Origin of the sequence: Sutterella faecalis (genome assembly GCF_006337085.1) — a bacterium.
GTDB lineage: Bacteria > Pseudomonadota > Gammaproteobacteria > Burkholderiales > Burkholderiaceae_F > Sutterella > Sutterella faecalis.
Genome location: NZ_CP040882.1, coordinates 2,136,313 through 2,157,125 on the forward strand (window position 1 = coordinate 2,136,313; position 20,813 = coordinate 2,157,125).

Below are 20,813 nucleotides of genomic sequence, written 5' to 3' on the forward strand. Positions count from 1 at the left end.
CTCAGGAAGCTTTTGCTTCCGCATTACTTATTTCCTTCCGTCCGGAATCGACTCCATGTCCGCCTTTCTCCATCTCCCCGTTCTCAGTCAGGAAGCCCCGGAAGCGCTCGTGCGCTCCCCCGACGGACTTTATGTGGACGGCACCTTCGGACGGGGCGGACACAGCCGGCTGATATTGAAGCGGCTCTCTGAAAAAGGGCGCCTAATCGCTTTCGACCGTGATCCGCAGGCGGTGAAGGCCGCGGCGGAAATCCGCGACCCGCGCTTTCAGATCATTCATGCCCCCTTTTCTTCCATGAAGGCGTCGCTTTCCGCCATCGGCATTGATGCGGTCGACGGGGTATTCCTCGACATCGGCGTTTCGTCGCCCCAGATTGACGATCCGGAGCGCGGCTTTTCCTTCCGCTTTGACGGACCGCTTGACATGAGAATGGACACCTCTTCGGGAGAAACCGCTGCGGAGTGGCTCATGCGCGCCGGGATGGATGAGATTGCACGGGTGATTGCCGACTACGGCGAAGAGCGCTTCGCGCGCCGCATTGCGGGCGCGATCGTCGCGCAGAGAAAAATTGCGCCCCTCGCTACAACGGGAGCGCTCGCGCGCCTTGTGGAAGGTGCGGTGCCCAAAAACCGCCGTGACAGCGCGCAGCATCCGGCCACGCGAACCTTTCAGGCAATACGCATTCAAATCAATCACGAGCTCGATGAGCTCCGGGAGGCGCTCGACGCCGCCGCCAGTCTTCTGCGCCCTGAAGGGCGGCTCGCCGTCATCAGCTTCCATTCGCTCGAAGACCGGATCGTGAAGCGCTTTTTTGACCGCGCCCGGCATCCCGAGCATGCGATTGATCCGCGGCTTCCCGTTCCTGCGGGCTTCAACGATGAACCCTGGTTCCGCGAGGTGGAGAGAATTCTCCCCTCGAAGCGCGAGGCAGAAGAGAACCCGCGTGCGCGCTCTTCGGTGCTTCGCTGCGGCACCCGTACGGCCCGTTCCTGGGAGCCGGAGGAGACGCGATGAAAAGCGTTGCGCGCGCTGAAATCATCTGGGCGGCAGTGCTCGGCGCCGCGCTCTTTCTGAGCGCGCTCGGTCTCGTCGAGCTTCACTGGCAGGCGAGGCAGCTTTTCGTTGCGCACGAGCATGAGGCGGATGTGCATCGCAGGCTCCTGGATGACCAGGCAAATCTTGAGATGCAGGTCCGCCGTGCGTCGCTTGCAGGCAATATCGGTGCGGGCGCGGCCATGCTCGACCTCGCCGGCGCCACGGGCGTGGATACCGTGACGCTTGTGGAATCCCCTGACGGGAGGATCGACTTCCTCCCGGATCTTCGCCGCGAGCTCGATGCCGTGAAGACTTCCGAGCGCACGGAGGCAAAGGGAATGGCGGGCGATTCATCCGTGGCGGGAGCAAAGCCGTGAACCGCGTGAAGGATCTCATTTCGGCAGCCGCTCAGTCCGTCTGGAATTTTCTGAAGACGGTCATTCAGCGCGACCGGGCTGCGCGCGAGGCTCAGCCTCAGAGCGCGGAGAGTCCGCTGATCGTCATTCCGATTCCCCGCTGGCGCACGTACGTGCTCTTTCTCGGCATCACGGTCGCCTTCTTTGGTCTTGCCGGGCGCGCTTTCTGGCTGCAGGTGGTTTCGAACGACTTTCTTCAGGACGAAGGCGAAAAGCGCTATGCGCGCACGCTCACGATTGCGGGCGAGCGCGGAGAGATTCTTGACCGCAACGGCGTCGTTCTTGCGGCGTCGCAGCCCGTGCGCAGCATCTGGGCGGATCCGCAGCTTTCGCAGGGCGTCTCCCGGGAGGACATCCGCCGGCTCGCGGAGGTGCTCGGGCTCGATCCCGCTTATGTGGGCGGAAAGCTCAAGGCCGAAAACACGCGCTTTGTGACGATTGAGCGCAATTGCGACGTGCGCACCGCTGAAGCCGTGAGAAAACTCGGCATTCCCGGGGTCGGCATCAAGCCCGAAGTGCTGCGCGAATATCCGGACGGCCCGGTGACGGCGCATGTGGTGGGCTTTACCGGCCGCGACGACCGCGGCCAGGAAGGCATCGAGCTCGCCAGCGACCGCATGCTCGCCGGGAGCCCCGGAGCGCGGCGCGTGATTCGGGATGCGCGGGGCCGCATCATCGACGACATCTGGCAGAAGGAGGCCGTGCCCGGCCGCGACATTACGCTTTCGATCGATTCGCGCGTGCAGTTCCTTGCCTATCAGGCGCTGCGCGCGCAGGTCGAGAAGACCGGAGCGCTTGCGGGCGCCGTGGTGGTTGCGGACGTGGATACGGGCGAGGTGATCGCGCTCGCGAATGTGCCGACCTACGACCCCAATGACCGCTCGACCATGCTCTTCGAGCAGATGCGCAACCGCGTTTTGACCGACCAGTTCGAACCGGGCTCGACCATGAAGCCTTTTGCGATCGCGAAGGCGATTGATCTCGGGCTCATCGATCCGACGACGACCATTCAGACTGCGCCGGGCAAACTCACCATCAACGACAGGACGATCGGCGACACGCACGATTACGGACTTCTGACGGTGGCGGAAATCGTCGCTAAGTCCTCCAACATCGGCACGGCCAAGATCGCGCTCGAAATGGCGCCGCAGACGCTCTGGGATATGTATACCGCGCTCGGCTTCGGTCAGCCTCCGAAGATCGGCTTCCCCGGAGCGACGGCCGGGCGTCTCCGGCCGGCCAAGTCCTGGCGCCCGATTGAGCAGGCAACGATCTCCTACGGACATGGCGTTTCGGTGTCCCTCATGCAGCTCGTGCGCGCCTATACGGCGATTGCGCGAAACGGCGACGTGATCGACCTCACGCTTTATAAGCGCCGCCCCGGCGAAACCGTGACGGGCGAGCGCGTTTTCCGGCCGGAAACCGTGCGTCTGATCCGCGCCATGATGATGAAGACCATGAGCCGCGGCGGCACGGGGTCGCAGATTCGCGTTGCCGGCTACTCGGTGGCCGGGAAGACCGGAACCGCCAATAAGGTCAAGAACGGCAAATACACGAAAGATACCGTGGCGAGCTTTGTGGGCATTGTGCCCGCAGTGAATCCGCGATTCATTGTCGCCGTGATGATCGACGAACCCACCAAGGGAAGCCGCTACGGCGGCACCGTGGCGGGGCCCGTATTCCGTGAAGTCGCCGAGGGGGCGCTTCGCACGCAGATGGTGTCGCCCGACGAGGAGCCCCTCCCCGGGGGCGGAGGATTCCTCACCCGCATACGGAACTAACCAAACACTGAATGAATTGAAGAAGGAGCTCCGGCAAATATGACCAAAACCAACAGGGAAGTCGTCGACTGGATGCATAAGCTCGTGCACGAAGGGGCGGAAATGAAGCTCGACAGCCGCGAAGTGCGCCCGGGCGACATCTTCTGCGCCATTCCCGGCACGAAGTCGGACGGCCGCGCCTTCATCCGCGTGGCGGCTGCCCGCGGCGCCGCCGGCGTGATCTATGAGGCCGACGGGACGCCCCAGGGCGAGCACTATCCGGTGGCTTCGCTTGCGGTCTCGCACCTTGCCTCGCGCCTCGGAGAAATTGCCGCGCTCTTTTACGGCGACGCCTCCGCCGGAATGACCGGCGTTGCCGTTACCGGCACGAACGGGAAGACGACGAGCACGTTCTGGCTCGGTCAGCTCCTCACGAAGCTGGGCGCCCCGGCCGCCGTGATCGGAACGGTGGGCGTCTTCTTCAATGGTAAAAAAATACCGGCGCCGCACCTGACGACGCCCGATGCCGTGACGCTCGAGAGCCTTTATGCAAGGCTCGCTCACGAGGGCGCAAAGGCCTTCGCCGTTGAGGCGAGCTCGGTCGGCCTCGAACAGGGGCGGCTCGCAGGCTCGCACTTCCGCGTCGGCATCTTTACGAATCTCTCCCGCGACCATCTGGACTATCACCACACGATGGAAGCTTATGCGGATGCGAAGGAAATCCTTTTCCGCTGGCCCGGCCTCGGTGCAGCGGTGCTGAATGCCGAAGACCCCTTGAGCGCGCGCTTCGCGGCAACGGCAAAGGCGCACGGCATTCCCGTCTGGACGACGGGACGCGAGGGAAAGGGTGAAGCGCTTCGCGAAGCCTCCGGGGCCGCGCATGCGCTCGACGCCTTCGATTGCCGCTCCACCGGCCGCGGGATGGCCTTCACGCTCCGGTTTGAGGGCGAAACCCGCGAGGTGCAGCTCCCTGCAGTGGGGCTCTTTAATGTCGAAAATGCCCTCGAAGTCATTGCCGCCATGCTGGCGCTCGGCTTTTCCCTGGATGATGTCGTTCGGGGCGTCGCAGCGCTCGAGCCTCCTCCCGGGCGCATGCAGCCCGTTTATTCGGAAGGAATGCCGCTCGGCGTCGTCGACTTCTGCCACACGCCCGATGCACTTCAGAAAGCGCTCGAGAGTCTCGCGCCCGGCGTGCATGCCCGGGGCGGAAAGCTCTGGACGGTATTCGGCTGCGGCGGCGACCGCGATCCGGGAAAGCGCCCCATCATGGGCGCCATTGCCGCGAAGCTTTCCGACCACGTCATCGTGACGAGCGACAATCCGCGAAGCGAGGATCCGGAAAGCATTGTTCGCGAGGTGGCTGCCGGCGCAGCTTGCGCCGAAAACGTCCGCATCGTGACGGATCGGCGCGAAGCCATTCATGAAGCGATTCTCGAGGCCGCGCCCGAAGATCTTGTCCTCGTTGCAGGGAAAGGCCACGAAAGCGAACAGATTCTGAAGGACGGACCGCACCATTTCCTGGATGCGGAAGTGGTGCGCGAAGCGCTCAATGAGCGCCGCACGCGCGAGCTTTAAGCCTCCGGCGGAGAGAAGAAATGGAAATGGATCATCCGGAAACGCTCGGTTGGCTCAAAGACGCGCTCGCAGGGGAAACCGTGGGCTTAAGGCTTCACCATCATCATCTTGAATGGTGCTGGAAGCGGATCACAACCGATTCCCGCGAAGCGGGCGAAGGCGACGTCTTCGTCGCCATTCCCGGCGAGCGCTTTGACGGCCACGACTATGCAAGGAAGGCTTCCGAAGCGGGCGCCGTCTGTCTGGTGGTCGAGCACGAAATTCATGGCGCGGATGCCGCACAGATCATTGTGAGGAACGCGCGGCGCGCGCTCGCGAGGATTGCGCGCGCCTGGCGCGCCCGCTTCTCCTGCAATCTCACCGCAGTGGGCGGCAGCAACGGCAAAACCACCACCACTCAGATGGTGGCGGCTGTTCTGCGCGCACGCTGGGGTGCGGACGAGATGCTTGCGACCGAAGGAAACTTCAATAACGACATCGGCGTCTCCCATACGCTCATGGGGTTGAGGTTCCGCCACCGCGCTGCAGTGGTGGAGGCCGGCATGAATCACCGGGGCGAAATGGCCGTGCTCGCCGACATGATCCGACCGACGGTGGCGGTTCTCACCAATGCGCAGCGCGAACATCAGGCGTTCCTTGAAACCGTCGCTGAAACGGCAAGTGAAAACGGGCTCCTCATCGCAGCGCTTCCCGAGACCGGCCATGCCGTTTTTCCGGCGGACGACCCTTGCTCGGATGTCTGGGCCTCGCTCGCGCTCGCCCGCGGGGTGAAGACCTTCACGTTTTCCTTTGATTCCCATATCCCCGCCGACCTCATGTGCACGCTGGACGCCGATGGCGTGCTCGCGCTGAGAGGAGAGAAGGCAGACTTCCGGATCGCGCTCAGGATTGCGGGCCTCCACAATGCGAGGAATGCCGCCGCAGCAGCGGCCGCGGCGCTCATTCAGGACATTGATCCGGAAATCATTCGCAAGGCGCTTGAAAGCTTTGAGGCGCTTCCCGGGCGCGGCGCCCGCATGCGGACTGCGGACCGCTTCGGCGGGGCGACGCTTGTCGACGACGCCTACAACTGCAACCCCGACAGCGCGATTGCTTCTCTCAGAATGCTCTCCCGCGAAAAATCGCCCCGGATCTTCATCTTCGGCGACATGGCGGAGCTCGGGCCCTCGAGCGAAAAGTGGCATGCCGAAGTCGGGAGCGAAGCGAAGCGCCTCGGCATTGATTATTTCTGGACGGCGGGCGACAAGGCGCGCGCGGGCGCGCTTGCCTTCGGGGTCGACGGCACCCGGTGCCGGGCTTTCCGCGACCGCGACGAGCTGATTGCAGCGCTCGCGGAACTCCCGGCAGCGGGCGGCACCATCGTCGTCAAGGCGAGCAACAGCGCGGGGTTCGCGAAGATCGTGGACGTCCTGAAGGGCAAGTGACTTCGCTCCCACGCGGGAAAAGAATTTACAGACACTAAATTAACCTATCGCATTGGAATCATGCTTCTTGAACTTTTCCGCTCGCTCTCATCGAGCTGGTCGGGCTTCGGCATCTTCAACTATCTGACGCTGCGCGCGCTCCTTGCCTGCTTTACGGCGCTTGTGATCGGCTTCGCATTCGGTCCCTGGATGATCCGGGAACTGAAGAAGCTCCATTTCGGACAGGCCGTGCGCACGAACGGGCCGCAGTCGCATCTCGTGAAGGACGGGACGCCCACCATGGGCGGCGCCCTCATTCTCTTCGGCATCACGGTGTCGACGCTTCTCTGGGCGGACCTTTCGAACCGCTTCATCTGGGTCGTGCTCTTCGTCACCCTCGGCTACGGCGCGATCGGCTGGATCGACGACTACCGCAAGGTCGTGCATCACAACCCCCGGGGAATGAGCGCGAAGGAGAAATTCGGCTGGCAGTCCGTGATCGGGCTGATCGCGGCCTTCTACCTCGCGCTTGCGCTTTCGGTCGAGCCGGGCGGCACCTTCGCCGAGGCGCTCTCGAAGTGGTACGACGCCCGCTTCCCGCTTGACCTCACGCCCAATATTCACCTTCTGATCCCGTGCTTCAAGGACATTGCGCTTCCCTTCGGGCTGATCGGCTTCATGGTCTTCACGTACGTCGTGATCGTGGGCTCGAGCAATGCAGTCAATCTTACGGACGGTCTTGACGGGCTTGCCATTCTTCCGACCGTGCTGGTCGGCATGGCCTTGGGCGTCTTCGCCTATGTGGTGGGGCGTCCCGACTTTTCGTCCTATCTCATCTTCCCCTACATCCCGGGCGCCGGAGAACTCGTCGTCATTGCGGGGGCGCTCGCAGGCGCCGGGCTCGCCTTCCTCTGGTTCAATGCGCATCCGGCGCAGGTCTTCATGGGCGACGTCGGCGCGCTGGCGCTGGGCGGCTGCCTCGGAACGATGGCGGTGATTGCCCGTCAGGAGCTGGTGCTTGCAGTGATGGGCGGCGTCTTTGTGGCGGAAACGCTTTCCGTCATGATTCAGACCACCTACTTCCGGCTTTCGCACGGCAAGCGCGTCTTCCTGATGGCTCCCATTCATCACCACTTTGAATTGAAGGGCTGGAAGGAAACGCAGGTGGTGACCCGCTTCTGGATCATTACCTTCATTCTTGTCCTGATCGGACTTTCCACGCTCAAAATCCGCTGATTCGATTTTTTTCCAAAGAGACGCATCATGTTCGATTGTTCCGACGAGGCCTATCTGAGGCTTGACGCCGCAAACGGGAACGGCCGCCGCGCGCTTGTCGCGGGGCTCGGCGCCTCCGGGCGCGCTTCGGCCGACTATCTTCTGAGGCGCGGCTGGCAGGTTTCGGCCTGCGACTCGCGAGACAAGGTGCCGGGGCTCGAAGGGTTTCTCTCCGCGCATCCGGAGCTCGCGGTCGCGCTCGGGGGCATTCCGCAGTCTCTCCCTCAAGGCATCGACCTCGTCGTCATGTCGCCCGGCATTTCGCCGTGGTTCGGTCCCGCGGCGGCGCTCTGCGCTGCCGCCAGAAGCGCAGGCGTTCCGGTGGCAGGCGAAATCGAACTCTTTGCCGGGGAACTCGCGCACCTCCGGGCGGCCTCAGGCTACTCGCCGAAGGTGATCGGGATTACCGGCACGAACGGCAAGACGACCACGACGAGCCTCACGGCAAAAATCGGCGAAGCGGCAGGTCTTAAAACGATCGCAGCCGGGAACATCGGTCCCAATGCCGTGACGGAGCTTCTGAAGGCAGAGGATGCCGGTTCGCTCCCCGATCTCTGGGTGCTTGAGCTTTCGAGCTTTCAGCTCGATACGACGCATACCCTCCGGTGCGACGCCGCGGCGCTTCTCAACATCACGGAAGACCACATCAACTGGCATGGATCCATGGAAGCCTATGCGGCTGCGAAGGCAAGAATCTTCGCGCCCGATACCGTCCGGGTCGGGAACCGCGAGGATCAGCTCGCGCTCGAGTGGACGAAAAAGGGACTCCGGAATCCGTCGCTTTTGAGAACGTTCGGCGCATCCAAACCCGCTCAGCCCGGGGAATTCGGGCTTGAGATGGCGGCGCACGCTTCTCAGGGACTCTGGCTCTCCTCGATGGACGAAATGGAGGTGGAGATCCTCTATCTTCCGGAATCGGAACTCCTGATCCGCGGGCGCCACAACGCCATGAATGCGCTTGCGGCGCTCGCGCTCACGGGCGCGGTCGGCGTGAGTCAGCAGGCGGCGATTGGAACGCTGAGAACCTATAAGGGAGAGCCCCACCGCGTGGAGCTCGTGCGTACGGTAAAGGGACGCGACTTCATCGACGACTCGAAAGGCACCAATGTCGGCGCCGTGGCGGCCGCCGTCACGGGGCTCGCGGCGCAGGGAAGACGCATCCTCATTCTCCTCGGGGGCGACGGCAAGGGGCAGGACTTTGCGCCTTTGGCCGATGTTCTCAAGGGCCGCGCCGTGCGCGCAGCCCTGATCGGCAAGGACGCCGATGAAATCGGTCGGGCGACCGAAGCCGCAGGCGTTCCGTCGGAAAAATTCCCGACGCTTGAAGATGCCGTCGACTGGCTCTGGAAGGAGAGCAGCGAGGGCGACATCATTCTGCTTTCGCCCGCCTGCGCCTCCTGGGACATGTTCCGCGACTATGCGGAAAGAAGCGAACACTTTAAGAATGCGGCGGCGCGGATTGCCGAGCGCGAGGAGTGTGAAGCGTGACGCGCTTTGAGGAGTTCGACGACTTTCGCCTCTCCGCTCCCGGCCTTGACTGGGAGACGCTCTTTTGCGTTGCGGCGCTTCTGGCCTTCGGGACGGTGATGGTCTTTTCGGCCACCTCGTCCTCAGGGGGCGGGGATGCGCTCGCTGCCGCCAATACCGGGGAGCTCAAGCGCCACCTGGCGAGCATCGGTCTCGCCGCGGCAGCTGCGCTGGTGGTCTACCGGGTGCCGCTCTCCTTCTGGTTCCGCTGGTCGGGCATCATCGGCGTTTTATGCGTCCTCCTCCTTTGCGCCGTTTTTCTGCCTGTTGTGGGCAAAAGCGTCAACGGCGCGCGGCGCTGGATTCAGATCGCAGGCCTCTCGATTCAGGCGTCGGAGCTCGTGAAGGTGGGGGCGCTCATTTTTGCCGCCGCCTTTACGGTGAAGCGTCAGGAATTCATGCACTCCTTCTCGCGGGGCTTTGCGCCGATTGCGTTCCCGATGGTCGTCGTTGCCTTTCTTCTGATGCAGCAGCCCGACCTCGGCGCAACGGCAGTGGTTGCGGCGGAAATCATGGGGGTGCTCTTTCTGGGCGGCCTCTCCATGAACATCTTCCTTTCGGTGGGTGCGGTCGTCATCGCTTTCGTCGGCTTCATGATCTACATGACGCCCTGGAGGCTCTCGCGCGTGCTTGCCTACCTCGATCCCTGGAGCGAGGAATACGTGCTCGGGCAGTCCTATCAGCTTTCGCACTCCCTGATCGCTTTCGGCCGCGGGGAACTCTTCGGCGTGGGACTGGGCGGGTCGGTGGAAAAACTTAATTACCTTCCCGAGGCCCATACGGACTTCATCATGGCCGTGATTGCCGAAGAGACGGGTTTTGCCGGTGTTATCCTTGTCCTTTTCATTTTTTACTGGCTCATTCGCCGGGCGTTTGAAATCGGACGCCAGGCAATCAAGCTTGAGCGCTACTTCGCGGGGCTTCTCGCGCAGGGCGTTGGGCTTTGGTACGGCGTGCAGGTGATCATCAACGTGGGCGTGGCCTCGGGGGCGCTGCCGACGAAGGGGCTGACGCTTCCTTTCGTGAGCTTCGGAGGTTCGGCGCTTCTTTCCTCGATGATCGCCATTGGACTCCTTCTGCGCGTCGACCGTGAAAACAAAATTCTGATGCGTGGAGGTCAGGTGTGACGACGGAAAAAAATACAAATAAGGAACGCGTTCTCGTTATCGCCGCCGCCGGTACGGGCGGGCACGTGATGCCCGGTCTTGCCGTGGCGCGCGTAATGAAGGAGCGCGGCTGGAGAATCGTCTGGATCGGCACGACGACGGGCATGGAAGGCGGGCTCGTTGAGCGCGAGGGAATCGAATTCCATGCGCTCAACTTCCAGGGCGTGCGCGGCAAGGGTCTTGCCGGAGCCGTCAAGGGCGGCATCAAGATGCTTAAAGCCATCTGGGAGAGCCGCGCGCTTCTTAAAAAAATCAAACCCGACCTTGTCTTTTCAACGGGTGGCTACGTCGCCGTGCCCGTGGGTTTCGCCGCACAGAATCTGAAGCGCCCGATTGTTCTCATGAACTGCGACGCCGATCTCCTCATGTCCACCAATACGCTCATGCCCTTTACGAGCGCGCTCGCCTGCGGGTTTGCGGGCGGCGCCCGTACGTTTGCCGGGGCGAAGGGGCATACCACCGGGAACCCCGTGCGCGCGGAAATTGCGGCGCTCCCCGCCCCTGCGGAGCGCCTCGCGGGCCGCTTCGGGCCGCTGCGCCTTTTTGTTTTCGGCGGCAGCCTCGGCGCTCAGGTGCTGAACGACGTTCTGCCTGAAGCGATTGCGAAGATTCCTCCGGAAAATCGCCCGATCGTGCTCCATCAGACCGGACGCAGCCGGGATGAAGCCGTGCGCGAGCACTATGCGCGCTTGGGCGTTCAGGCCGAAGTGGTGCCCTTCATCGACGATATGGGGGCGCGCTACCGCGAGAGCGATCTGGTCATCTGCCGCTCCGGGGCAACGAGCTGCTCGGAACTCTGCGCTGCGGGCGCAGCGGCCGTCCTTGTTCCCTTCATTGCGAAGACGACACGCCACCAGCTCGGCAACGCCAGATATCTTGCCGACAGGGGCGCCGCCTGGCTCGTCGAGCAGCCGCAGTTCACGGCCGATCACGTGGCCGAACTCATTGCCGGCATGACCCGCGAAAAGATTCTTCCGGTGGCTGAAGCCGCCCGCAGCATTGCGGTTCCTGATGCCGCCAAAAATGTCGCCGACCTGATCGAGGAGACGCTTGCCGCGCGCGAAGGCGCAAAGCATTGACCGGGCAGAGGCGCTCCCCCAAGGTCGCGGATAAAAAACATCAAAGGAAAGAATGTGAAGTTTCTCGTTAATCACCTCCACTTCGTCGGCATCGGCGGCGCGGGCATGAGCGGCATCGCTGAGGTGCTCCTCAATCTCGGCTACGTCATCAGCGGTTCGGACATTGCCCGGACGGCCGTCACCGAGCGCCTGCAGGAGCTCGGCGCCCGCATCTATCTCGGGCACGACAAGAAGCACATCCGCGGTGCGGATGCGGTTATTGTTTCCTCGGCCGTGAAGGCCGACAATCCGGAAGTGGTCGCCGCCCGCGAGCTCGGCATCCCGGTGGTGCCGCGTGCGGTGATGCTCGCCGAGCTGATGCGCCTGAGGCGCGGCATCGCAATAGCGGGCGCGCACGGGAAGACCACCACGACGTCGCTTACCGCCTCGCTCCTCGCAGCGGGCGGTCTCGATCCCACCTTCGTGATCGGCGGAAAATTGAATTCCGCGGGCGCGAATGCGCGTCTTGGAACGGGTGAATTCCTCGTTGCGGAAGCCGATGAATCTGACGCCTCTTTCCTCAACCTCACGCCCGTGATCTCAGCGGTCACCAATATCGACGAAGATCACATGGATACCTACGGGCATGATTTCGAACGCCTGAAGAGCGCCTTCGTCGACTTTCTCGAGCGCCTTCCCTTCTACGGCGTTGCGGTTCTCTGCATGGACGACCCCAACGTACGCGAAATCCGGCCGCGGGTCACCAAGCCCGTGATCGGCTACGGGCTTTCCCCGGAAGCCAACGTGCGCGCGATCGATGTCGAGGCGGCGGGCACGCAGATGCGCTTTACGGTGCTCCGGCCCGACCATCCGCCGCTTCCGGTCACGCTCAATCTTCCGGGCGTGCACAACGTGAGAAATGCGCTCGCGGCCATCGCGATCGCAACCCTCGCGGGCGTGAAGGACGCCGATATCGTGAAGGGGCTCCTCGAATTCCGCGGCGTCGGCAGGCGCTTTGCTCAGTACGGCGACATTCCGATCCGGGATGCCGAAGGGAAAATCACGGGGAGCTTCACGTTGATCGACGATTACGGTCATCATCCGCACGAAATGGCGGCGACGCTCGCTGCCGTGCGCGGCGCGTTCCCGGGCCGCCGCATCATCGTTGCCTTCCAGCCCCATCGCTATACGCGCACGCGCGACTGCTTCGATGCGTTCGTGAAGGTTCTTGAGGATGTGGATGGACTCGTGCTCGCAAACGTCTACCCCGCGGGCGAGGATCCGATTGAGGGCGCGGACAGCGACCATCTCGCCCGGGCGATTGCCGCGCAAGGGTATCACGAGCCCGTCGTCGTCAATGTTGAGGATGTCCCTCAAAGCGTGCGCGCCATCGCAAGGGACGGCGACGTCGTGATCACGATGGGCGCAGGGTCGATCGGCAAGGCGGCGCCGAAGATTGCGGGGCTCGCCTGAGAAGAGAAAGGAGCAGGAGAAATCATGACCAGTATGTTGAATCGCGTGGTGGTGCTTCAGGGCGGCATTTCGTCTGAGCGCGAGGTGTCGTTGCTTTCGGGCAGGGGCGTTGCGGATGCGCTTCGCGCCAAGGGTCTCGATGTGGATGTCTGGGATCCGGCAACCGACAGCGTCGGGATGCTCGAGGAAGGCGGCTATGACGCAGCCTTCATCGCGCTTCACGGGAAGCTCGGCGAAGACGGATCCATCCAGGGGCTTCTCAATTGCCTGGGCCTCCCCTATACGGGACCGGGCGTTGTCGCCTCTGCAATTGCGATCGATAAGGAAATGACGAAGGCGATCTGGAGCGACGCCGGCATTCCCGTTCCTGCCGGCGCGCGGCTTTCCGCCCGTTCGAGCGATGCGGAGCTTCTATCCGCCATCGACGCTTTCGGAAAGACGGGCCTCGTGGTGAAGCCCGGGCACGACGGATCCTCGATCGGCGTGACGAAGATCCTCCCCGAAGCGCTTTCGCTCGAGAGCCTGCGCGAAGCCGTAAGGAATGCGGCCGCGTGCGATGCGGGCGAAGTGCTCGCCGAGGAATACATCCAGGGCCGCGAATTCACGGTTGCCGTGCTTGACGGCGAGGCGCTCCCCGTCATTGAAATCATTGCGCCGGAGGGAAGCTACGACTTCCAGAACAAGTACTACACCGACTCCGTTCGCTATGAATGTCCGGCGAAGCTCTCCGAAGCGGAATCGGCGGCGCTTCGCGCCGCCTGCGAAAAGGCCTTCCGGACGCTCGGCTGCCGCGGCTGGTCGCGCATCGACGCGATGCGCCGTCCCGAGGGCGGCTTTGCGCTTCTTGAGATCAATACCTCCCCGGGAATGACGCCGCACTCGCTCGTGCCGATGGCGGCCCGGAGCGTGGGGCTTGATTACGGCGAGCTCTGCCTGAAAGTGCTTGGGCTCGCTCAAACGGATTAATCAGGAACGCGCGGGACTGTGGAGGATCGCAAGAACACGCCGAGAAGCATCTCCTACAAGGGAGAGGCGCTCGAACAGATACCGCTCACCGGTGCGCCCAACGCGCCGGAGGGCGGCGCTCATCCTCAGGAAACGCGTTCGAGAAGCGTTGTCTGGATTCTTGCCGCCCTTCTTGCCGCCGCCGTGCTTGCGGTCGCGTATTTTCTGGCGCCCGCCGTGACGGGGCTCGACTACGTCAGGATCCACAGGCTAGAGATGAAGGGCGATACGGCCAAAGTGCCGCTCCCTCGCCTCAAGGAGGTGGTGGAGCCCGAGCTCGAGGGGAAGTCCTATTTCACGACGGATATTGCCGCCGTGCGGGCGGCTGCGGAAACCGTTCCCTGGGTGAAGCATGCATCCGTGCGGCGCATCTGGCCCGACAGAATAGAGATCGACATCACGGTCTACGAGGCCGTGGCGCAGCTCGAGGATGGTCGTCTCATCAGCATTGAGGGAAAGCTTTTTTCGGCCAATCCCGAGGAAGGCGCGGAAGCCGGAAATCTTCCGACCTTTTCCTGTGCGGCCGAGGATGTGCCGGAGCTTCTGAGGCGTTATCGACGCTTTACGTCGCTCTTCGGCGACCTGCCCTTCCGCATTACGGCGCTTTCGCTTTCGGACCGGGGAAGCTGGTCGCTCGTCATTCAGGGACCGAGGATTCCGCCTACCCGGGTGGAGCTCGGACGCGATACGGCGGGGTCTCCTGTGGAAGAGCGCGTGAGGCAGGTGGCGGCAGCCTATCCCAGGATGGAAGAGCTGCTGGGCGGGCCCCCGTCCTCCATCGACGCGCGCTATCGGCGCGCCATTGCCGCGGGCAAGGTGGACAGGAAGGCTCTTGAATCCTATCTGGAGGAAAATGCCCGGTCGGAGGAAAAAAAGGAGCCCGCAGCCGCGCCGCTCGAGAGCCCGGCAGCCGCCCCTTCAGGCGAACCCGATGCGCTGAGTCCGGAAAGCGCTCCGGATGCGGATGATTCCGCAGACAGCACGGAGCTTGAAGCACCGGAAAACCCCTCCACGGAACGTTCGGAAAAGCCATGAAGCAGCAGAAGGAAAATAAGGAATTTTTCGCCGCCCTTGATGTCGGCTCCGACAAGGTGCTCTGTCTGGTCGCCCGTCCCGGGGATGAACCGGAAATGCTGCGCGTGATCGGCATCGGCAATACGCCGTCGTCAGGCGTCAGGAACGGCTGCGTGGTGGACGTCACGGCCGCTGTGAGTTCGATCCGGCAGGCCGTGAGGGAAGCAGGCTTCACGGCGGGCGTTGAGATTTCGGGCGTCTGGGCGGCGATCGGCGGCCATACGCTCAAAAGCGCCAACTGCACGGGACAGGCGGTGCTGCGCGGGCGAGAAGTCACGCGCGAGGATGTCGAGCAGGCTGAACTGAATGCCCGGCAGTCCGCGCTTCGCGAGATGAAGGGCGAGAGCCTCCTGAAGCTCATTCCTCAGGGGTATCGCTGCGGCGACCTCGTGACCGACAAGCCCGTGGGACTTGTGGGCCAGAAGCTCGAGGCCGACGTGCATGCGCTCTACGGCTCGAGAACGAATGCCAACAACCTCAAGCACGCCATTCAGCGCGTGGGGCTCGAACTCATCAATTACGAACCTCACCCCTGGGCGGCCGCGCAGGCGGTGCTCTCGGAAACAGAGAAAACGTGCGGAACCGCCCTCATCGATATCGGAGCGGAGACGACCTCTCTCATCGTTTTTCGCGAGGGCCGGATTCTCTTTACGGATGTGCGTCCCTGGGGGGCGGAGCACTTCACGCGCGATCTTGCGATCGTTCTAGGCATCAGCCTTGAGGACGCCGAGGCGCTTAAGCTCCGTTCGGGCGAGTGCCGGCTTTCGCAGGTGCTCCCCGGAGAAATCGTGCAGATTGAAGTGCACGGGCGCACGACGCGTCCTTATGCGCGGGATCTTCTCGTGAAGACGCTTTCCTCACGCGTTCGGCAGTTTTTCGGCATCTACCGCAAGATGCTCGCCGACGCGGGCGTGCTCGACCAGATCGAGCTGGTGGTGTTGACAGGCGGAGGCGCCATGCTGCGGGGAATCGGAGAGGAGGCCAAGGCGATTCTCGACAAGCACGTGCGAATCGGAATTCCAGAGCGGGTTGAGGGCGAAAGCCCGCTCCTGCAGCGCTCGGACGCCGCCGTTGCGGCGGGGCTCGCGGTCTGCGCCTTGAGGGAGAGTCTCTCGGGACCCGAACGCGCGTTCGGCATGCGGCGAAGCATGAGCTTTCTCGGGGGACTCAAGACCTTTTTCCTCGGCGACTATTGAGAAAGATCCTCGCTTCAGACAGTTTTCCCCTAACGGACACACAGTTTTTTTTGAATGGCGGGAGGCTTCCCGCCATCCGCAGAATTCGTAGATAATTTGCAGACTTTTCCATCAGAGGTTGAAATGGCTTTCGAAGTTCTCCCTGAATTTGATCCGCTGAAAACCGTCATCAAGGTGATCGGCGTGGGCGGCGGCGGCGGCAATGCCGTCGAGCACATGATTACGCACGGCGCCAAGAGCATTGAGTTCATTGCGGCCAATACGGATCATCAGGCCCTGCAGCGCTCGAAGGCGCACGTCAATATTCAGCTCGGCAGCACCGGGCTCGGCGCGGGCGCCCGTCCTGAAATCGGCGCCGCTGCCGCGCAGGAAAAGCGCGAGCAGGTGGCCGAGGCGATCCGCGGCGCCAATCTCCTTTTCATTACCGCCGGCATGGGCGGCGGCACGGGCACGGGCGCGGCGCCCGTGATCGCCGAAATTGCGAAGGAAATGGGGATTCTCACCGTCGCCGTCGTGACGAAGCCCTTCAGCTTTGAAGGCGCCCGCCGCATGCGCACGGCCGAACAGGGCATTGAGAACCTGAAGGCGAAGGTCGACTCGATGATCGTCATCCTCAACGAGAAGCTCGAGGAGGAATGCCCGCCCAATGCGACGATGAAGGAGTGCTTTGAAACTTCCAACGAAGTGCTCTACAAGGCCTGCGTCGGCATCGCCGAGATCATCCATACGCCGGGCACGATCAATGTCGACTTTGAAGACCTGAAGACCGTCATGAGCGAGCGCGGAAGCGCCATCATCGGTCTCGCGACGGCCTCCGGTCCCGACCGCGCGCGCGTTGCTGCCGAAAAGGCGATTGCCTGCCCGCTCCTCGAAGGCGCGAACCTTCAGGGCGCCCGCGGCATGCTCGTCTACTTTACGGGCGACGACAGCCTTACGCTCGCGGAAATCCGCGAGGCGATGGGCGTGCTCAATACCTTCGTCGCCAAGCAGGCCAACGTCATCTTCGGTTCGGCCATTTCGGAGGAAATGGGCGACGAGGTGCGCGTGACCGTGGTGGCGACGGGTCTTGATCGTCCGTTTGAACCGGGCGAAGCGCCCGATACGTCGAGCGGCACGGAAGCGCCCGACGTCGGTCAGGGGCTCCCCGCCGGCGCCATCCCGCAGATTGACGGCGCCGCCTATACGGCGCCGACCCTCGGCGCGGCTTCCATTCCGGCGGAGAAGCCGGCTGCCGGAACGGATGCCGCTCAGGGCGAGCGGAAGGTCCCCGAACCCGTCACCGTTCCTTCTGGCGGCGGCTATGCCATTCCGACCTATCTGCGCTCGAACGGGAGCTGACGCCAAATGTTTTCTCAGCGCACGCTCGGCGAATCGGTTGCGGCTGTCGGCATCGGGCTTCATAGCGGCAGAAAGATCCGCCTCGTTCTGAGGCCCGCCCCGGCCGATACCGGCATCGTCTTTCGCCGCGTGGACCTTGAGCCGCCGGTTGATATTCCCGCCGAGCCCCTCAATGTGAACGACACCCGCATGGCGACGACCGTCAATGTGGGGCGCGCTGCCGTTGCGACGATCGAGCATCTGATGAGCGCCTTCAGCGGACTCGGCGTCGACAACTGCATCGTTGAGGTGAATGCTCCCGAGATTCCCGTCATGGACGGCTCGGGCGCAAGCTTTGTCTACCTTCTTCACAGCGCCGGGATCGTCGAGCAGAATGCCGCGAGAAAGTTCGTGCGGATTCTGAAGCCGATAGAGGTGCGCGAGGGCGACAAGCTCGCGAGACTCGAACCCCATGAGGGCTTCCGGCTTTCCTTCCGGATTGCGTTCGGACATCCGGCGATTGATGCGACCGATCAGTATGCCGACATTGACTTTTCACGCGTCAACTACGAGCAGGCGGTTGCGCACTGCCGTACCTTCGGCTTCGTGCAGGACGTGGAAATGCTGAGGCGCATCGGCCTCGCCCAGGGCGGATCGCTCGACAACGCCATCGTGATGGACGAGTTCCGCGTCCTCAATCCCGGGGGACTCCGCGAACAGGCGGAGTTCGTGAAGCATAAGATCCTCGACGCCATGGGGGATCTTTATGTCCTGGGCGCGCCGCTCCTCGCCCACTACATTGCCGAAAAGTCGGGGCACGGACTCAACAACCAGCTCCTGAGAAAGCTTCTTGCGACGCCCGATGCCTGGGAAGAGGTGACGTTTGAGCATGCCAAGGACTGCCCGGTCGATTTCTGGCCGCAGCCTGCGGCCGTGTCGCCCGAGGAAGATTCCGTGAAGTCGGACCGTTCCGGTAATACGCCGCTCTGAGGCATCCCGATTCCCAGAAGAAGAAAAGCCCGTTCGCTTCCATCAGAAGAACGGGCTTTTCCTTTTTTTGCGGTCAATGAAGGCGGCAGGCCTCAGAGCTTCGCGAGGCGAGCGGAAAAAAGGTTGGCTTTTTGGTCGAGCTCGAGCGCAAGGCGCTTTATTTGCGCTTCATCGGCGAGCGGATTGGCGGCGAGGCTTTCGATCTGAGCGAGAAGATTCGAGAGCGCCTCAAATTCCCGCGTGAAGGCTTCGTGGCGCTCGTGCCGTCTGAGCATGCGCTCGCGCACGTCGCCCAACTCCGGGCGAAGTGCGGCATCCGCTTCCGAAGGGAGAAGATTCGGGTCCGGTGCGCGGGGAAGACGATCCTTCCAGACGGGGAGAATGTCCCGGAGGATCTGAAGCTTCTCGTGAATTTCGTTCGGGCTCCCGGGAAGGGCTTCGTCGGGCTTTGGTGCTTTTCCGGCCTTTCTGCTTTTTTCCGCTGCTTCTTTTTCTTTTCGGGCCTTTTCGGCCTCTTCCCTGCGCACGCGTTCGGCTTCAGCCGATTCCATCGTGAGCGGGGAAAGCTTCGGCGCTGCTTCGCTTCGTGCGGCTTCCGCGAGGTCGAAGGCATTCGCGAGCGACTTTTCGAGCGCAGCGATGAGGATGCTCAGGGATGTTTTTTCGCCCGCGACATTTCTCGGCGACGAGAGGACGGACGAAAAATCCCTGAGCGCATCCTCCGCCTTCTGAATGAGCGCGCGGCGTTCGCGCCAGAGCCGGAGCCTTGCGAGCTGACGGTCTCTCAAGGCGCTCGTTTCGGGTGAGAGCGCCGCTTCTTCCGCTGTCGGAATAATGCTTTCGTTGGGCGAAATGCCGAGCGCGGAGAGGATGGCGCGGAGATGTTCGCGCAGAATGCCCGCCAGCGCCTCGAGCCGCGCCTCGGCGGGATTTTCGCCCGGGAGCTCCCCTCCCGGGAGGCTCGAGCGCAGCATTTCAGCGGCTTCCTTCAGGTATTCCGATTCGGACGCGAGGCTATTGAGCTCGCTTTCATCTTCCGGGCGGCGAAGGTCGATTTTGCGCAGTTCCGCAAAGTCGGACGCCAGCGCTGATGCCGAGAAGCTCCGGGGTATGCGGAGTTTCGGTCGGTCGCCCTCCAGCGTCTTTTCGAGCGCCTCGAGCTTGAGGAAAGCCCCGGAGAGCTTTTCTTCAATGTCTGATCGCGAATTCCAGATGAGAAGAAGCCGCGAACTCTGAGGAGAGAGCGCTTCTTCGGGCGCTTTTTCGCCTTTTTTCCGGGCTTCTGCAAGACGGGCGATGTCGGCGGCAAGCGTTTCGTCGCCGGCCGCAATATCGCCTGCGGGAGGAAGCAGATCACGGGCCTTCTGGAGCTCTTTTCGCGTGACGCGGATTTCGGCGAGGAGCTTTGCAAGATTCTCGCGGAGCTTCTCGCGAAGCGCCATATTGGGGGGCGGCGCGGAAAGACCGGCCCGGAGCGCCATGGCGCGCTCCTCATCGGATTCCCTTGAGGGCGTTTTCGCGTTCCCGCTGCTTTGCTTTTCCTCCTCGACCTCGGCGAGAAGGCGCTCCCCGGCGTCCTTCACCTGCCGGAGGGCTGAAGAAAGTCTGCGGGCAAATTGAATGACGTCGTCTCTAAGCGCCTCAAAGTCGACGGCTTCCTTTTCCTTCCCGGCCATTGCGCGGGATTCGAGTTCGCCGAGAACGGGCTCGAGCGCCTTTTTTTCCGCTTCGGCTGCCGAGGCGGCCTTTTCAAATGCCGCGCGACGCGCGATGCGCTTCAGCATTCTTTCCCGTACGCCGGCCAGTTCCGGGCTCGCCGCGGCAGCGGCCTCTTCGGGAACAAGATGCGGATCGGGTGCGTGAGGGAGCTTCTCGCGGAGGGCCTTCGCCTCTTGCGCGAGTTTTTCAAGCCGTTCGTGCTGGGCCGTAATGGCGGTCAGCACCGCGAGCGGGAGCTCTTCCGGGCCTGGCTCGAGCGTATGCGCGAGCGCGCGGATCTGTTCGCGCAGCTCCGGGTTGATGAGCTTCTCGGCAGCGGCGAGGAGTTCCGCAGCAGCAATGATCGAAGGCGTTCGCACGGGGGAGGTTTTTTCGATTTCCTCTTCCGGGGCGCGCCTGCCGCGCAGCCTGAATTCAACGCCGAGGACGGGAACGCCGTCGGCGACGAGCTTTCCAAGAAGCCGCTTGGAGAGGTTTCTGAGTCTCGAAAGCTGTGCGGCGCTGTCGGTGATGAAGACCGCTTTGTTGTTTTCAATCCGTACGCCCCGGCCGGTCTCGTAGTCGAGCGCAAGCCCCATGGCTTTGATGATGGGCGCGACGGCTTTCCCGGCCTGCAGGGAGAGTGCATAGGATTGAACCAGATCTGCCGTGCGGGAGCTTTGTTCGAGCGAGCGCTGCGGGGAACGGAAGCCCCGGCGCTTCAGCTGAAAATCGGCGGGCATGCGGCGCAATTTCGGCACGGCGAAACCTCAGAAAACGATGCAAAAAGAAAACTTTCCTTGCCAAATCCGGGATGCATTAAGGTATTGATCCGCCGCAATCT

The 20,813-nt window shown here is 62.9% G+C and carries 16 protein-coding genes; 15 read left to right on the top strand and 1 reads right to left on the bottom strand.

The window, feature by feature from the left end; all coding sequences use genetic code 11:
* Positions 1 to 55: 55 nt before the first annotated feature.
* From rsmH to lpxC, 15 genes are all read left to right on the top strand, one after another.
* Positions 56 to 1,015: a 16S rRNA (cytosine(1402)-N(4))-methyltransferase RsmH gene (gene rsmH, locus FG381_RS09030; RefSeq protein ID WP_139688497.1), complete on the top strand. Its 960-nt coding sequence runs from the start codon at positions 56 to 58 to the stop codon at positions 1,013 to 1,015.
* Positions 1,012 to 1,413: a hypothetical protein gene (locus FG381_RS09035; protein ID WP_226960257.1), complete on the top strand. Its 402-nt coding sequence runs from the start codon at positions 1,012 to 1,014 to the stop codon at positions 1,411 to 1,413. The genes rsmH and FG381_RS09035 overlap by 4 nt, the downstream gene beginning before the upstream one ends.
* A 5-nt stretch (positions 1,414 to 1,418) precedes the next feature.
* Entirely contained in the window at positions 1,419 to 3,233 is a 1,815-nt protein-coding gene (locus tag FG381_RS09040) for a peptidoglycan D,D-transpeptidase FtsI family protein (protein WP_139689184.1), read from the top strand.
* A 39-nt stretch (positions 3,234 to 3,272) separates the two neighbouring features.
* The gene (locus FG381_RS09045; RefSeq protein WP_139688498.1) at positions 3,273 to 4,787 is read left to right on the top strand and encodes a UDP-N-acetylmuramoyl-L-alanyl-D-glutamate--2,6-diaminopimelate ligase; all 1,515 of its coding nucleotides are present in this window, start codon (positions 3,273 to 3,275) and stop codon (positions 4,785 to 4,787) included.
* Between the two features lie 20 nt (positions 4,788 to 4,807).
* Positions 4,808 to 6,211, top strand: a complete 1,404-nt coding sequence (locus tag FG381_RS09050; RefSeq protein ID WP_139688499.1) for a UDP-N-acetylmuramoyl-tripeptide--D-alanyl-D-alanine ligase — start codon at positions 4,808 to 4,810, stop codon at positions 6,209 to 6,211.
* Positions 6,212 to 6,271: 60 nt separating this feature from the next.
* The gene (gene mraY, locus FG381_RS09055) at positions 6,272 to 7,426 is read left to right on the top strand and encodes a phospho-N-acetylmuramoyl-pentapeptide-transferase (RefSeq protein WP_139688500.1); all 1,155 of its coding nucleotides are present in this window, start codon (positions 6,272 to 6,274) and stop codon (positions 7,424 to 7,426) included.
* Between the two features lie 27 nt (positions 7,427 to 7,453).
* Positions 7,454 to 8,953, top strand: coding sequence for a UDP-N-acetylmuramoyl-L-alanine--D-glutamate ligase (murD, locus tag FG381_RS09060; protein WP_139688501.1), 1,500 nt, complete (start codon positions 7,454 to 7,456; stop codon positions 8,951 to 8,953).
* The gene (gene ftsW / locus FG381_RS09065; protein ID WP_139688502.1) at positions 8,950 to 10,119 is read left to right on the top strand and encodes a putative lipid II flippase FtsW; all 1,170 of its coding nucleotides are present in this window, start codon (positions 8,950 to 8,952) and stop codon (positions 10,117 to 10,119) included. Before murD ends, ftsW begins: the two co-directional genes overlap by 4 nt.
* Complete coding sequence (murG, locus tag FG381_RS09070) at positions 10,116 to 11,237, top strand: undecaprenyldiphospho-muramoylpentapeptide beta-N-acetylglucosaminyltransferase (RefSeq protein ID WP_139688503.1); 1,122 nt, start codon at positions 10,116 to 10,118, stop codon at positions 11,235 to 11,237. Before ftsW ends, murG begins: the two co-directional genes overlap by 4 nt.
* A 54-nt stretch (positions 11,238 to 11,291) precedes the next feature.
* Positions 11,292 to 12,689: a UDP-N-acetylmuramate--L-alanine ligase gene (gene murC / locus FG381_RS09075; RefSeq protein ID WP_139688504.1), complete on the top strand. Its 1,398-nt coding sequence runs from the start codon at positions 11,292 to 11,294 to the stop codon at positions 12,687 to 12,689.
* 24 nt (positions 12,690 to 12,713) lie between these two features.
* Positions 12,714 to 13,655, top strand: coding sequence for a D-alanine--D-alanine ligase (locus FG381_RS09080; RefSeq protein WP_139688505.1), 942 nt, complete (start codon positions 12,714 to 12,716; stop codon positions 13,653 to 13,655).
* An 18-nt stretch (positions 13,656 to 13,673) separates the two neighbouring features.
* Entirely contained in the window at positions 13,674 to 14,729 is a 1,056-nt protein-coding gene (locus FG381_RS09085; protein WP_226960255.1) for a cell division protein FtsQ/DivIB, read from the top strand.
* Positions 14,726 to 15,964 carry a cell division protein FtsA gene (gene ftsA / locus FG381_RS09090; protein WP_139688506.1) on the top strand — a complete coding sequence of 413 codons (1,239 nt, stop codon included), beginning with the start codon at positions 14,726 to 14,728 and terminating at the stop codon, positions 15,962 to 15,964. The genes FG381_RS09085 and ftsA overlap by 4 nt, the downstream gene beginning before the upstream one ends.
* A 123-nt stretch (positions 15,965 to 16,087) precedes the next feature.
* Positions 16,088 to 17,302 carry a cell division protein FtsZ gene (gene ftsZ / locus FG381_RS09095; RefSeq protein WP_139688507.1) on the top strand — a complete coding sequence of 405 codons (1,215 nt, stop codon included), beginning with the start codon at positions 16,088 to 16,090 and terminating at the stop codon, positions 17,300 to 17,302.
* A gap of 6 nt (positions 17,303 to 17,308) precedes the next feature.
* Complete coding sequence (gene lpxC, locus FG381_RS09100) at positions 17,309 to 18,271, top strand: UDP-3-O-acyl-N-acetylglucosamine deacetylase (RefSeq protein ID WP_139688508.1); 963 nt, start codon at positions 17,309 to 17,311, stop codon at positions 18,269 to 18,271.
* A gap of 92 nt (positions 18,272 to 18,363) precedes the next feature.
* On the opposite strand, the gene FG381_RS09105 is transcribed toward lpxC, so the two are convergent.
* Positions 18,364 to 20,712, bottom strand: coding sequence for a coiled-coil domain-containing protein (locus FG381_RS09105; RefSeq protein WP_139688509.1), 2,349 nt, complete (start codon positions 20,710 to 20,712; stop codon positions 18,364 to 18,366).
* Positions 20,713 to 20,813 lie beyond the last annotated feature (101 nt).